The organism is Microlunatus sp. YIM B11417, from assembly GCF_059617205.1.
This window is the reverse complement of record NZ_JCAMPJ010000001.1, coordinates 809,494-823,118: the sequence shown is the minus strand read 5'-3', so window position 1 is coordinate 823,118 and position 13,625 is coordinate 809,494. Positions and strand designations below refer to the sequence as shown.

Below are 13,625 nucleotides of genomic sequence, written 5' to 3'. Positions count from 1 at the left end.
GCTACCGATTGATCAACAACGGCGCGACGACGGCTTCCAGCCGATCGGTCATCCGGAGGAATCCGAGATCGGTCGGGTGGGAGCCGTCGACCGTGTCGTCACGGTCCTGGCCGAGCAGCGTCTCGCCCTCGACGTAGTGCAGGTCCGGCGTCCCGTCGGCGACCAGCTTCTCGTAGCCGACCCGGAAGGCGGCCCGCTTCGCCCGCGAGGCGTCGGCCTGGGACGACTTGGCCCAGGACCCGGTCCAGGTCCGGTCCTCGACGAGCACGATCGGCCCCTCCGGTCGCCGTTCCCGCAACGCCTGGACGAACGGCACGGCCCGTTCGGCGACCAGGTCCGCGTCCATGTTCGGCAGGCAGTCGACGATCCACAGCGCCGCGTCGATCTCACCGATCAACTCGGCCAGCTCGACCTCCATCTTGCCCCGGCCGGAGAAGCCGAGCCCGATCACCGGACGGCCCAGCCGCCGGCCGAGCTGGGCCGGCAGGGTCATCCCCGCCCGCGAGGCGGCGGCACCGTGCACGATCGACGTGCCGTAGTAGACCACCGGCGGCGTCGGGTCGGCCGGCACCAGCTCGAAGCTCGACCCCTCGGGTACGCCGATCTCGATGTCCTCGAGCCGGTTGAAGATCCCGAAGTAGACGGTGTAGCGGCGATCCGCCGGGTCCAGGTCGACCGCCAGCACGTTCTCCGACTCGGGAAAGCCGCTGGCGGCAGCGCAGCCGACCCAGCGCCAGCTGCCGGGCTCGCTCTCGCCGTACAGGTCGAGGCCGCTGACCGCGACGTTCGGCATGTGCCACATGGCCAGGTTCTCCAGGCCGAGCCGCCAGCGGGCCCGGATCTGGGTCGCGTCGGTACGGAAGCGCGAGTAGAGCGAGCTGGAATGCCGGCTCAGCGCCCAGACCTCCTCCGGGACCTTGCCCTCGGCGTGCCGCGGCAACCGGTCGTAGCGGCGGATGGTGGCCTCGTCGGGCCAGCCCTTGCCCTCCGGTGTCGCGAGCGGATGCCATGCGAACGTTGCGTCGTCCACGCTTCCCAGTCCTCCCCGTTGACCCAGGCCTGCCCTGGAACCGCCTCCCCGCTGTCCGCGGAAACGGCCGGGGCATAGCCTACGGTCAGTCAGCGTTTCGTCGAGAAGGAGACCACTGTGCCCGCCAGCACTCCCGTCAAGATCGCCGTCACCGGTGCCGCCGGTCAGATCGGCTACAGCCTGTTGTTCCGGATCGCCAGCGGCGCGATCTTCGGTCCCGACCGGCCGGTCGAGCTGCGTCTGCTGGAGATCACGCCGGCGCTGAAGGCGCTGGACGGTGTGGTGATGGAGCTGGAGGACTGCGCGTTCGATCTGCTCAGCGACGTCAAGACCGGCGACGACCCGGCCAAGATCTTCGACGGCGTGAACCTGGCCCTGCTGGTCGGTGCGCGGCCGCGTTCGAAGGGCATGGAGCGGGGCGACCTGCTGGAGGCCAATGGCGCGATCTTCAGCGCCCAGGGCAAGGCCCTCAATGATCATGCCGCCGACGACGTACGGGTGTTGATCACCGGCAACCCGGCCAACACCAACGCCCTGATCGCCCGCCACAACGCCCCGGACATCCCGGCCGAGCGGTTCAACGCGCTGACCCGGCTGGACCACAACCGGGCCAAGGCGCAGGTCGCGGCCAAGGCCGGCGTCGCGGTCAGCGACGTCAGCCACCTGACCATCTGGGGCAACCACTCGGCGACCCAGTACCCGGACCTCTACAACACCTTGATCGCCGGCCAGAACGCGGCGAAGGTGATCAACGACCAGGAGTGGCTGGAGCAGGACTTCCTGCCCACCGTGCAGAAGCGCGGCGCGGCGATCATCGAGGCCCGCGGCGCCAGCTCGGCGGCCAGCGCGGCCAACGCCACCGTCGAGCACGCCCGCGACTGGCTGCTCGGCACGCCGTCCGGCGACTGGGTCTCCCAGGCCGTCCCGTCCGACGGCTCGTACGGCGTGCCGGAGGGCTTGATCAGCTCCTTCCCGGTGACCACCTCCGGCGGCGAGTACACGATCGTCCCCGGCCTCGAGATCAACGAGTTCTCCCGCGCCAAGATCGACGCCAGCGTGGCCGAGCTCGCCGAGGAGCGCGACGCCGTGAAGGCGCTCGGCCTGATCGGCTGAGAATCCGGAAGCGCAACCAGGACGCCCTAAGCTGGCCCCCATGAGTCAGCAGCATCCCGGCGGTCCCGACGGCGAGTCGGACCGGCCGCCGACGCCGGGTGCCGCGCCGAACCCGTTCAGCCGCGAGGCGGCCGGGGACGGCGCGGGGCTCGGGGCGGACAGCCCGGCGCCGAGCTCAGGCCCGGAGGACGACACCGAGCCGGACGGCATCGTCGGCTCCCCCGGCGGGCCGCCGGCCTACCCGTCCGCGGACCCCTACACCGGCCCCGGTACGTACTCCTCGACGCAGTCCTACCCCGCGGACCCGGGCTACCCGGCGAGCTCCGGCTCCTGGTCGGACCAGACCCAGCCCTACCCTTCGAGCTCGTCGTATCCCTCGAGCTCGTCGTCGTATCCCTCGGGCTCCTCTTCGTATCCCTCGGGCTCTTCGTATCCCTCGGGCTCGACCTACCCGTCTCCGGACGCGCCCTACGCGCCGCCGGGCGGGTCGACCACGCCTGCCGACCCGTACTCGGCGCCGTCCGCGTCCGACCCGGTGCCGTCCCCGCCCGCGTACGGCGCCAGCTACGGCCAGTCGACCGGCTATCCGCCGAACCCGTACGACACCGGCGGCTATCAGTACGCCGCCGCCAACCCGTACGGCTACGCCCAGCAGCAGCATCCGAAGGGCACCACGGCGCTGGTGCTCGGGATCCTCGGCCTGGTGGTCTGCCCGATCGTCGGCATCGTCGGCTTCACGATCTCGTCCCGGGCCCGCAAGGAGGTCCAGGCCGAGCCCCAGCGCTACAGCAACGGCGGCATGATCACGGCCGGCTGGGTGCTCGGGATCATCTCGATCGTGTACGCGGCGTTCTGGGCGATCTACCTGGTCATCGTCGTGATCGCCATCATCGCGTCGGAGGTCTGACGGCTCAACGGCGACCTAAGGCCAGCCTAATTTCGACCTCCGTGGCCAAGCTGGCCCCGTTTACGCAAGAATGTCCGCCATGAGCAACCCATACGACCAGAATCCCTACGGTGGTGGGGGCGGCGCCGTGCCGCAGCCCCACCCCAAGGGCACCATGATCCTTGTCCTCGGCATCCTGTCGATCGTCCTCGGCTGCGGTGTCGTCGGTCTGATCCTCGGCATCGTCACGATGGTGCAGTCCAAGCCCGTCCTGGCCGAGATCGACGCGAACCCGTCGGCGTACAACAACCGCCAGCAGGTCAACATCGGCCGCATCTGCGGCATCGTCGGCCTGATCATCGGCATCGTCGCGATCGTCTTCTGGATCATCTACATCATCGCGATCGCCGCCGCCGTCGGCTCGGGCGCCTTGAACTGACCTCTGTGCCGAGGGGAACCGCGGCGCGACTGGGGACGTCCGGAACACCGGACGTCCCCATTGACCTTCTCGGCCGAACGGAGCCCCGATGAGCCAACCGCCGTACTACCAGTCCTACGGGTACGGACAGCAGAGTCCGTACCCGCCGCAGCAGTCCCCCTACTCCCAGCAGCCCTACGGCTACGGCTATCCGCTGCCGGAGCACCCGCAGGGCACGACCATCCTCGTCCTCGGCATCCTCGGCTTCTTCGTCTTCCCCTGCGGGATCGTCGCCTGGTACATGGGCCACAAGACGATGAAGGAGATCCAGGCCACCGGCGTGCGGTACGGCAACGAGTCGAACGTCAACATCGGCAAGATCTTGGGCATGGTGACGACAATCCTCGGTATTGTCGGAGTGGCGATCGTGATCGCCTACTTCATCGTCTACATCGTCCTGATTGCCGGCATGATGGCGTCCGTCGCCGCCTACTGAGCACCGGTACACCGGACTTCACGCGAATGGAAGAACAGTGAGCCAGAACCCGCCGCCGTACGGCCAGGAACCCTACGGTCAGTCCGAACCACAGGGCCAGCAGCCTCAGTACGGGCAGCAGCCTTACGGCCAGCAGCCGCAGTACGGGCAGCAACAGCCCTACGGCCAGCCGGCCCCGTATCAGCAGCCGTCGCCGTACGCGCAGCAGCAGCCGTTCCAGATGATGCAGGAACACCCGCAGGGCACGATCATCCTGGTTCTCGGCATCCTCGGCTTCGTCACCAGCGGCATCTGCGGAGCGATCGCCTGGTACATGGGGAACAAGGTCCAGAAGGAGATGCAGGCCACGGGAGCCCGCTACTCCAACGAGTCCAACATCAACGTCGGCAAGATCCTCGGCATGGTCACCACGATCCTGGGCATCATCGGCATCGTGTTCGTGATCATCTACATCATCTTCATCGTGGTCATGGTCGCCTCCGTCGGCGCGGCCGCCTACTGAAGCAACACCGCTGAGCGCGCCCCGACCGTGATCGGTCGGGGCGTGATCAGTTCCGCCTCCCGCCAGACCGAGGTCTCGATCGGGTACGGGGCGACGTTGATCACCTGCACCAGGTCGTCGGTGCCGTCCGGGCTGACCAGGCCCGCCACCACGAGCCCCGGATCCACGGCGTCGGTACGGTAACGGCGGCGCACGCCGAGCCGCTCCAGCAGGGCCGCATGGACTCCGAGATCGCACGGGTAGTCGGTGGTCAGCACGATCGCCGTACCGGCGCCGTGCCGCAACTCCAGCGCCACCGCGTCGCCGCCGGTGGTCCGCGCCAGCACGGTCGCGTCGGGATGCCGCAGCGGCTGCGCGAAGCCGACCCGCACCTCCGGCCGGGTCAGGCCGGTGGTGTCGGGGTCGAGCCGGACCGTCGGATGGTTGCTGCGGGACCGGCCCAGCCGATCGACCAGCTGGTCCGGCAGCGGCTCCCCCACCGTGATCGTGAGCGCGTCCGCGAGCTCCCGGCAGTCCCGGCCCAGTTCGTCCTGGACGGGCAGCGCGCCGGCCAGCAGCAGCCGGCCGCCGGCGGCCACGTAGTCGGCCAGCAGCCGTTGGGTGGCGGCGGCCAGCGAACGCCCGGAGGCCAACGCCAGCACGGGATGCGAGGCCGGGCTGAGGGTCGCCGGCAGCTCGGCCTGGTCGACCGGCCGCGGGTCGGTCCGGTCAAGATCATCGTGTGGGCTCAGGTCGACACCGGCCAGGCCGTACCCGCCGAGGACGAGGGCCCGGGCCAGGATCTGCCGCGGCCCGAAGCCGCGGAACCGGCCAAGATCATCATGGAGCTCCCGGGTGGCCGGGTCGCCCGGCACGGCGTACTCGGTCAGGTAGTGGTCGGCGACGAAACCGTACGCCAGGTCGGAGTGCGGGACCATCCCGGCGGCCCGCTGCTCGATCCGGTTCAGGTCGGTGATCGTCTCGGCCAGGACCGGCAGGGTCCGGTTCGGCCGGCCGGTCGGGCCGAGCGGCGCGGCGAAGCCGTGTTCCTCGCCGGTGAAGGCGATCCGATCGATCCCGTCACCGCCGGGCAGCTCGGGATCGGCGGCCAGCGGCGGGTTGACCCCGCCGGCGAACAGATAGATGTTGATCAAGCGATTGCCGAGCGCGTGCGCCAGCCGGGTCTTCAGCGCGGTCGCCTCGGGCGGCACCAGCGCGCCCAGGTCCTGGCCGTAGTCGCCGTCCCCGGCCTCGAACTCGAGCGCGGTCAGGGGCTGGTTCGGACCGGCCGTGGCGGCCGCGAACACGTTGCCCAGCACGAAATCGGCGACGTTGCCGACGGTGAGATCGCCCAGATACATGTCGGAGCCGGCCACCGTGCCGGGCCGGTTCCGCCAGGTGCCGATCAGCTGCGAGATGCCGATGGGGTACGTCAGCCCGCGGCCGCCGCCGGTGCCGTGGATGTTGATCAAGAGCGGCACCGTGCCGAGCCCGTGCTCGGCCACCCAACCGGCCAGGGTGTCGGTGTAACGACGGAACCGGGCCCGGCAGAACCGCATCAGGTCGTCGGCGACCGCGACCGCCGCGCCGGCCGGCGGGTCGGCCAGGTAACCGAGCACGTCGGCGGGCTCGGCGCCGGTGAGTCCGGGGTGCCGGTCCAGCCGGTCCTGCACCGTCAGCCAGTCCCGCCAGTCGGCCGCGACCGCCTCGGTCAGCGCCGGGCTGTTGGAGACCCAGGCCAGCATCCCGATCTCGTTGTCCAGCTGGATCGCGATCACCGGGCCGCCGTGATCATGGTGCCGCGCGGCGAGCACCGGCAGCACCGCGTCGTACCAGCGGCGGGCCTCGGTCAGGAAGGCCGGCGCCAGGTAGTCCAGGTCCCGGGTCGGCGGCGGGGCGCCGCGCCAGCCGGGAGCCACCACGCCGGGCAGCCCGTACACCCGGTGCGGGATGCCCTCGTTCTTCAGCTCCGCCATGCAGAACGGTCCAGGGCGCGCGATCACCAGCAGCCCCAGCTCGGCGGCCAGGTCGCAGAAGGCGCCGAGATCGCGCCAGTCCGCGGTCTCGCCGGTGACGTCGATCCGGCCGTCCGGCAGTTCGTGGACCACCCACGGGATGTAGGTCGCGACGGCCTGCGCCCCGGTGTCCCGCAGCGCGACCAGCCGGTCCCGCCACGCGTCCCGGGCCAGGCGGAAGTAGTGCACCTCGCCCGCGAAGATCACCCGCGGCTTCCCGTCGATGATCAACTGCCGGCCCCGGGTTGTGATCATGCCTCCACCCTAAGGCCGACGCCCCACCAGCAGCACCTCACCAACTTTCCTGGCGCTTTACCCGAGAAACTTCTCTGGTGAAGCGACAGTTTTTCACGCAACGTGAAAAACCGGCGGGCCAGTCCGGAAGGGGTCAGCGGCCGGGCGGGATGACCAGGGCGAGGATGATGACGGCGGCGCCGGCCAGGATCAGCATGGTCACGTCGAAGCCGCGGGCGCGGACGGCGAGCAGGCCGGCGCCCTCCTTCGGCAGGAACAGGCGGAGCAGGCCGCCGACGCCGAGCGAGCCGCCGATGATCATGCAGCCGATCCGCCAGGCCCCGGCGCCGCCGATCACGGCGTAGCCGAGGCCGGCCAGGACGCCGGCCAGGACGAGCAGCAGGGCCCACGGGCTGAGGCCGCGGTCGGGGGCCAGCCGGCGTTCCGGTTCCGGCTCCGGCTGGTCCATGATCAACTCGTCCACATCGGCCTCAGTGGAAGAAGTGCCGGGCCCCGGTGAGGTACATGGTCACCCCGGCCGCCTTGGCTGCCTCGATCACCTCGGCGTCGCGGACCGAGCCGCCGGGCTGGACGATCGCCGAGACGCCCGCGTCGATCAGGATCTGCGCGCCGTCGGCGAACGGGAAGAAGGCGTCCGACGCAGCCACCGAGCCGGCCGCCCGGTCGCCCGCCCGGCTGACCGCCAGCCGGGCCGAGTCGACCCGGTTCACCTGGCCCATCCCGACGCCGACCGAGGCGCCGTCCTTGGCGAGCAGGATCGCGTTCGACTTGACCGACCGGGAGGCCTTCCAGGCGAACTCAAGGTCGGCCAGCACCGACTCCGCCGCCGGCTCGCCGGTCGCCAGCTGCCAGTTCGCGGCGTGATCATGATCGGCGTCGGTGACGTCGACGGTCTGCATCAGCAGGCCGCCGGAGACCGGCCGGATCTCGGCGCCGCCGGACGGCACCGGCTCGACCACGAGGATCCGGATGTTCTTCTTGGCCTGCAGGATCTCCACGGCGCCGTCGTCGTACCCCGGCGCCATGATCACCTCGGTGAACACCTCGGCCACCTGGCGGGCCATCTCGACGCTGACCGGCCGGTTGGCGGCGATCACACCGCCGAACGCGGAGACCGGGTCGCAGGCGTGCGCCTTGCGGTGCGCCTCCGCGATGTCGGCGCCGACCGCGATGCCGCACGGGTTGGTGTGCTTGATGATCGCGACCGCCGGGGCCTCGAAGTCGGCCGCGGCACGGCGGGCCGCGTCGGCGTCGACGTAGTTGTTGTACGACATCTCCTTGCCGTGCAGCTGGGTCGCCCCGGCCAGGCCGGCCGGGCCGTAGCCGCTGCGGTAGAGCGCCGCCTTCTGGTGCGGGTTCTCCCCGTACCGCAGGGTCGCCTGCTTGGTCCAGGTGGCCCCGACCCAGGCCGGGAACCCGGTCCCCTCACTGGTGTCGGTGAGCACGTTGCCGAGCCAGCTGGCCACCGCGACGTCGTAGGTCGCGGTGTGGGTGAACGCGGCGGCGGCCAGCGCCTGCCGCTCGGCCAGCGTGAACCCGCCGGCCGCCAGGGCCTCGGTGAGCTGGGCGTACTGCGCCGGCGAGGTGATCACCGCGACCGACGGGTGGTTCTTCGCCGCCGCGCGGACCATCGCCGGGCCGCCGATGTCGATCTGCTCGATGCACTCGTCCGGGCTCGCACCGGCCGCGACGGTCTCGATGAACGGGTACAGGTTGCTGATCAACAACTGGAACGGCGCCACGCCGAGCTCGTCCAGCTGGTTGCGATGATCATCGAGCCGCAGGTCGGCCAGCAGGCCGGCGTGGATCTTCGGGTGCAGTGTCTTCACCCGGCCGTCCAGGCACTCCGGGAAGCCGGTCAGCTGCTCGACCTGGGTCACCGGCAGGCCCGCGTCGGCGATCCGGCCGGCGGTCGAGCCGGTGGAGACGAGTTCGACGCCGGCGTCGACGAGCTGCTGCGCGATCACCAGCAGGTCGGTCTTGTCGTAGACCGAGATCAGCGCGCGCTTGATCTGGATGCGGTCGGGGGTGTCTTGGGTCATCGGTCCCAGCAGACCTTTCTGTCGATCACTCGCCACGGTTGGGTGACGAGCCGGTGGGTCGTCTCGACGAGCAATGTGCGCTCGGTGATCTTGATGCGTTCGTGCAACGTGTCCTCGGTGTCGTCGTCGAGCACCGGTACGGCGGCCTGGGCGATGATCACCCCGTCGTCGACGCCGTGGTCGACCAGGAAGATCGTCGCGCCGGTCACCTTCACTCCGTACGCCAGCGCGTCCCGCGGCCCGTGCATCCCGGGGAAGGACGGCAGCAGCGCCGGATGGGTGTTGATCATGCGGCCGGCGAACGCGTCCAGGAAGGCCGGCCCGACCAGCTTCATGAAGCCGGCGCTGATCACCAGGTCCGGCCGGAAGGCGGCCACCCGCTCGGTCAGCTCACGGTCCCAGGCGGCCCGGTCCGATCCCTTCTTGTACGGCAGCGCGAACGAGTCGATCCCGGCGGCGCGGGCCCGGTCCAGCCCGGCGATCTTGGACCGGTCGGCGCCGACCCCGACCACCTCAGCGCCGAACCCGGGATCGGCGGAGGCGTCGATCAGGGCCTGCAACAGCGTGCCGCTGCCGGAGATCAGCACGACAAGGCGTTTTCGATCAGGCCCTGACTCATTCACGGGCGCAGCCTACCGGCGCAGTTGCCGGACCAGCCCGTACCCCAGGCCGACCAGCAGCCCGGACAGGCCGAGCGTGCTCACCGCGAGCACCGCGAGCTCCGGCAGCCGCGGTCCGATGCCGGCCAGCCGGGCCTGCCCCAGGTCGCCGCTGCAGGCCCAGGCGAGCGCGACGAAGACCAGCCCCGCCAGCGCACCGGCCAGGCCGCCGACCAGGCAGGTCTGGTCCGGCCGCACGTCCGTACGGGCCCGGTTGACCAGCCAGGCCGCCACGCCGCCGGCGACGACGCCGACGGCCAGCCAGGCCAGCTGTTCGGGCCGGCCCGGACCCTCGTCCGGCAGCCCGGCCAGCACCGGGATGGCCGGCAGCAGGCCGAGGTCGGTGTCGGCCGGCGACACCACGGTGCCGGGGCCGAAGCTGAAGCCGGCGCCGAGGGCGAAGGACGCGGCCCAGACGATCAGATTGGGCGCGAAGGCCAGTTGCAGCACCAGCAGCGCGATGTTGCCCGGGACGCCGGGCGCCAGCGCGTCGATCAGGCCGCCGACCTGGCCCCAGGCCAGCGCCAGCGAGGTCACCAGCAGCCCGGCGCCGCCGACCAGCAGGGCCAACTGGGCCGCGATCACGGCCCGCGGCAGCGATCTGGCCCAGTCCGGCCAGCGCTCCGCCGGGTCCAGGCCGAGCGCGTGCGCGGCACCGGCCGCGGCCGGCAGCCCGGCGATCAGGGCGGAGATCACGGCGGCGCGCGGCAGCTGGGCCGGGTCCCCGGCCAGCAGGGTCGTTCCGGTCACCGCGAGGACGTACCCGCCGACCATGACGCCGGTCACGCTGAGCACCGCCGACAGATCGGTCTCGGCGCGGCTGCGGCGGGCCGCATAGCCGGCGACCTGGAAGTGCAACAGGACGAAGATCGCGGTCAGTCCCCAGGGGATCAGGGTGATCCTGGTCGCACCGAGCGTCGCGCCGGCGCCGTTGCCGAGCAGCCAGAGCTGGGTGCCGACGCCGAGGGCGTCCAGCAGGGTGCCCGGGACCGAGGTCAGCCAGCCCACCACGGCGAAACCGGCGGCGAGCACCCAGCCGACCGCCGCGGTGACCGCCGCGCCGATCGCCGCGACCGGCCAGCCGCCGACCAACGGGCGGTCCGGACCCGACGAGGGATTGGCTGAACCGGCTGCACGTGGCACAGTCGTGGTCAGTTCGATCGTCTCGCCCGGCCGGCGCGCAGTCGTCCGCGAGGACACGTTGCCGGGGGACGGGGAGGCCATGGTGATCCCATGGTTGCCCAGTCGATCGGCGAAAATCGCCCGGACACGCCCTGAGCGAGTAAAGTTTGCAGGTCCGCGCCCACGTCGGGGGTGTGGCGACCCACAGTCGAGGAGTACGAAGGAAACGATGGTCGGCAAGGATTCTTCCGATTACCGCCCACGGCGCGCGCTACCCGCCGACGATGAGGTCGACCTCCCCGAGCAGCAGCCGGTCCCTCCTCAGCCACCGGCTCAGCAGCCGTCAACCCCGGCCGATGATCTTACCGACGGACACCCCGAAGAGGACGACGACACGGCGTTCGGCTTCCCGGCTTATGCGGAGGCCGAGCCCGACCAGCCGAAGCCGCTCTACCGCGACGAGGTTCCGGGCGAGAGCAGCTTCGACGACCGGACCCGGATCCAGCAGCCCGCCGCGACTCCGCGGGTGCGGCTCCCGGACAGCCGGCACCCCGACGAGGACGTCCTGGACGACCTCGGCGACATCGACGAGGAAGGGCCCCGGCTCGGCCAGCGCGGCCGGCTCGCCCTGCTGATCGGCGCCGTCGCTGCCGTGGTCGTCCTCGGCCTGGCCATCGGCTACGCCGTGATCGGCCGGCCGAACGGCCCGAGCGCGAACCCGCCCAGTCCGAGCAACTCCCCCTCCGCCTCCGAGACCAGCACCACCGGCACCCCGGAGCAGCCGAGGGGCGAGCTGCTGACGACCGAGATGCTGGTCGCCGCCGCCGACGCGAAGCCGATCGACGGAGCTCGGGACTGGAAGGTGTCCCGCACCCTGACCAAGACGGACAACAACTCGCCGAAGGCGGTCTGCCTCGGCACCGCGATCGAGGGGCTGCCGACGGCCCGCGAGGCGATGATCCAGACGCTGGAGAGCAACGGCAAGGAGCCGCCGGCGATCCTGCACCTGGCCAGCGCCTACGGCTCGCCCGAGGAGGCCGCGCAGGCGTACGCCCTGATCGCGAAGGCGATCGGCAACTGCACCGTGAAGGACCGCGGGGCCTGGCTCTACACGGCACGTGTGGTGACCGGCCTCGGCGACCAGTCGCTCGGCGTCGTGGTCAAGCTGGCCGGCGGCGAGCAGCCCGAGTACCGCAGCCTGATCCTGAGCCGGACCGGCCGGGTGCTGAACGTGGTCGACGTGGCCAAGCAGTCCGACGACGTACCGGTCGACAAGGCGGTACGGACCGTGGCCGCGGCCGTCAATCGCCAGTGCACCACCGCCGGCGGGGCCTGCGCCAAGCAGACCGCCGACAAGGCCGGCCCGCCGCCGGTCGGCGACCAGCCGGGCTACCTGTCCGGCGGCGACCTGCCGACGCCGGGCGACCAGGCCGGCCCCTGGTTCGCCGACGAGCCGCGCAACCTCACCGAAGCCCAGCACGACAGCACCTGCGAGACCGCCGACCTGTCCAAGGTCGCCGGCGGCCGCGCGGTGTCCCGGACCTTCCTGGTGGACGGCGACTCCGGCGACTTCGGCCTCGACGAATACATGGTCACGCTGAAGTCCGAGGCGGAGGCCAAGAAGCTGGCCAAGAAGTTCGTCGACGACTGGAAGTCCTGCGAGAAGCGCAAGATCACGCCGAAGGTCGAGGACCCGGCGAAGATCAAGGGCACCGGGGCGAAGGACGCCAAGATCAACGGCTGGGTGACCGAGATCAAGGTGCCGACCAGCAACGCGAACGCGCGGATCTTCCGGGTCGGCGTGGCCTGGGTGGGCCCGAAGGTCGTCTACACCTTCCTCAGCCCGACCAAGAACCTGGACATCACCGACGGGGACTGGAAGCGCGTCACCGTCCGCGCCGCCGAGCGGGCCACCCAGGTCAACTGACCGGCACCGGCTGGGACGGGTCCGGCGGAAGCCGCGGGCCATCAGGTAGCCGCGAGTACGCCGGTCATGATCCCGGGTCGGGCCGGGCCGCGAGCGCCGCGGCGAACCCGATCCCGACGAGAGCCTGACCGGAATCGAGCGCACTTCGCCGAGATCAACCTCGGCGAGCGAGAATCGGCGAAAGTGCGCTGGATTTCGGTCACTGCGGCCGACCAGCAGCGGCGGGTGGATCCGGGCGCGTGATGATCGGCAGCACCAGCAGCGGCCGGAGCGCGCGCGGGACCAGGCCGGACCGGTGCAACATCAGGTACAGCAGCACCGCCCCGAACAGCACCGGCACGCCGGTCCCGACCAGGCCGTCCCGGACCGCGGTGAACAGCGCCGCGGCGATCCCGATCACCGCCAGCGCGTTGATCAACTCGAGCATCGCGCCGATGATCACCAGCGGTCCGGCCGAAGCTGATCAGCGGCGTCGGGCCGGCCCAGCACCGTCTGGATCAGCGTGCCGCCGGCCAGGCTGGCCGTCACGAACATGGCCCCGGCGAACCGGGCCTTGAGGTTGTCCCCCGTCATTGGTCCTCGTCGTTGTGTTCTGCCGACTGACGCTCGAAGACCTCGCCGATCTGCACCCCGAACGCGTCGGCGATCCGGAAGGCGAGCTCGAGCGACGGCCCGTACTTGCCGGCCTCGACGTTCATGATCGTCTGGCGCGAGGCGCCGACTCGTTCGGCGAGTTCCAGCTGGGTCATCTCGCCGGCGAAGAACCGGAGCCGGCGGATGTTGATGGTGATGATCAACTTCTCAGCCATGGCCCGTTCGAGGCGGTAGACCGTGACCGCGCCGCCGGCCAGCGAACCGACCAGGAACGCGCCGAGGACGATGTGCAGGACGGCGACGGCCGAGGCTCCCAGCGCCCCGGCCGCCAGCGCAGCGACGAAGCCGAGCCCGACGATCAGGTAGCCCAGCTGGCCGGACCGCAGGCGGATCGTGCGGTCCATCTCGTCCGGCAGCAGCGACGAGGTCATCACCCGCTCGGCGGCGTCCCCGTCGGTGACGGACAGCCGGGCCGCGAGCACGACGTGGAACAGGACCTGCACTACGACCAGGACCACGACGGTCACACCGACGAAACCCAGCATCGCCAACGCCCAGGAGCGCAGTGCGTCCGGGCCGGGCTCGCT

15 protein-coding genes are annotated in these 13,625 nt (G+C 71.0%); 6 read left to right on the top strand and 9 right to left on the bottom strand.

All coding sequences use genetic code 11. The features are described 5' to 3' along the window. Position 1: 1 nt before the first annotated feature. Complete coding sequence (locus tag AC6CCG_RS04225) at positions 2-1,030, bottom strand: SGNH/GDSL hydrolase family protein (protein ID WP_496653197.1); 1,029 nt, start codon at positions 1,028-1,030, stop codon at positions 2-4. Between the two features lie 117 nt (positions 1,031-1,147). On the opposite strand from AC6CCG_RS04225, the gene AC6CCG_RS04220 reads away from it, so the two are divergent. The 5 genes from AC6CCG_RS04220 to AC6CCG_RS04200 all read left to right on the top strand — a co-directional run bounded on the left by AC6CCG_RS04220 (position 1,148) and on the right by AC6CCG_RS04200 (position 4,445). Beyond that, entirely contained in the window at positions 1,148-2,143 is a 996-nt protein-coding gene (locus tag AC6CCG_RS04220) for a malate dehydrogenase (RefSeq protein ID WP_496653196.1), read from the top strand. Between the two features lie 40 nt (positions 2,144-2,183). Continuing rightward, positions 2,184-3,050: a hypothetical protein gene (locus tag AC6CCG_RS04215; RefSeq protein WP_496653195.1), complete on the top strand. Its 867-nt coding sequence runs from the start codon at positions 2,184-2,186 to the stop codon at positions 3,048-3,050. A gap of 79 nt (positions 3,051-3,129) precedes the next feature. Further along, the gene (locus AC6CCG_RS04210) at positions 3,130-3,468 is read left to right on the top strand and encodes a CCC motif membrane protein (protein WP_496653194.1); all 339 of its coding nucleotides are present in this window, start codon (positions 3,130-3,132) and stop codon (positions 3,466-3,468) included. Between the two features lie 88 nt (positions 3,469-3,556). Continuing rightward, positions 3,557-3,943, top strand: coding sequence for a hypothetical protein (locus AC6CCG_RS04205; protein ID WP_496653193.1), 387 nt, complete (start codon positions 3,557-3,559; stop codon positions 3,941-3,943). 37 nt (positions 3,944-3,980) lie between these two features. Then, the gene (locus AC6CCG_RS04200) at positions 3,981-4,445 is read left to right on the top strand and encodes a hypothetical protein (RefSeq protein ID WP_496653192.1); all 465 of its coding nucleotides are present in this window, start codon (positions 3,981-3,983) and stop codon (positions 4,443-4,445) included. Here the strand turns inward: AC6CCG_RS04200 and AC6CCG_RS04195 are convergent. The 5 genes from AC6CCG_RS04195 to AC6CCG_RS04175 form a co-directional block, all read right to left on the bottom strand. After that, positions 4,439-6,694 (bottom strand): beta-galactosidase, encoded by a 2,256-nt coding sequence (locus tag AC6CCG_RS04195; protein ID WP_496653191.1) that lies wholly within the window; start codon positions 6,692-6,694, stop codon positions 4,439-4,441. The two genes, AC6CCG_RS04200 and AC6CCG_RS04195, sit on opposite strands and share 7 nt — an antisense overlap. 133 nt (positions 6,695-6,827) lie before the next feature. Further along, the gene (locus AC6CCG_RS04190; RefSeq protein ID WP_496653190.1) at positions 6,828-7,142 is read right to left on the bottom strand and encodes a DUF3017 domain-containing protein; all 315 of its coding nucleotides are present in this window, start codon (positions 7,140-7,142) and stop codon (positions 6,828-6,830) included. A 22-nt stretch (positions 7,143-7,164) separates the two neighbouring features. Next, on the bottom strand, positions 7,165-8,736 hold the full coding sequence (gene purH, locus AC6CCG_RS04185) for a bifunctional phosphoribosylaminoimidazolecarboxamide formyltransferase/IMP cyclohydrolase (RefSeq protein ID WP_496653189.1): 1,572 nt from the start codon (positions 8,734-8,736) through the stop codon (positions 7,165-7,167). After that, the gene (gene purN / locus AC6CCG_RS04180; protein ID WP_496653188.1) at positions 8,733-9,323 is read right to left on the bottom strand and encodes a phosphoribosylglycinamide formyltransferase; all 591 of its coding nucleotides are present in this window, start codon (positions 9,321-9,323) and stop codon (positions 8,733-8,735) included. Before purN ends, purH begins: the two co-directional genes overlap by 4 nt. Before the next feature lie 45 nt (positions 9,324-9,368). Next, positions 9,369-10,619, bottom strand: coding sequence for a cell division protein PerM (locus tag AC6CCG_RS04175; RefSeq protein ID WP_496653186.1), 1,251 nt, complete (start codon positions 10,617-10,619; stop codon positions 9,369-9,371). 127 nt (positions 10,620-10,746) lie between these two features. Here AC6CCG_RS04175 and AC6CCG_RS04170 point away from each other — a divergent pair, with 127 nt between their 5' ends. Next, positions 10,747-12,444, top strand: coding sequence for a hypothetical protein (locus AC6CCG_RS04170; RefSeq protein ID WP_496653185.1), 1,698 nt, complete (start codon positions 10,747-10,749; stop codon positions 12,442-12,444). A 199-nt stretch (positions 12,445-12,643) separates the two neighbouring features. On the opposite strand, the gene AC6CCG_RS04165 is transcribed toward AC6CCG_RS04170, so the two are convergent. From AC6CCG_RS04165 to AC6CCG_RS04155, 3 genes are read right to left on the bottom strand one after another with little or no spacing between them, the layout of a single operon-like run. Beyond that, positions 12,644-12,886: a hypothetical protein gene (locus AC6CCG_RS04165; RefSeq protein ID WP_496653184.1), complete on the bottom strand. Its 243-nt coding sequence runs from the start codon at positions 12,884-12,886 to the stop codon at positions 12,644-12,646. Next, positions 12,883-13,017 carry a hypothetical protein gene (locus tag AC6CCG_RS04160; RefSeq protein ID WP_496653183.1) on the bottom strand — a complete coding sequence of 45 codons (135 nt, stop codon included), beginning with the start codon at positions 13,015-13,017 and terminating at the stop codon, positions 12,883-12,885. Before AC6CCG_RS04160 ends, AC6CCG_RS04165 begins: the two co-directional genes overlap by 4 nt. After that, positions 13,014-13,565 (bottom strand): helix-turn-helix transcriptional regulator, encoded by a 552-nt coding sequence (locus AC6CCG_RS04155; RefSeq protein WP_496653182.1) that lies wholly within the window; start codon positions 13,563-13,565, stop codon positions 13,014-13,016. The genes AC6CCG_RS04160 and AC6CCG_RS04155 overlap by 4 nt, the downstream gene beginning before the upstream one ends. Positions 13,566-13,625 lie beyond the last annotated feature (60 nt).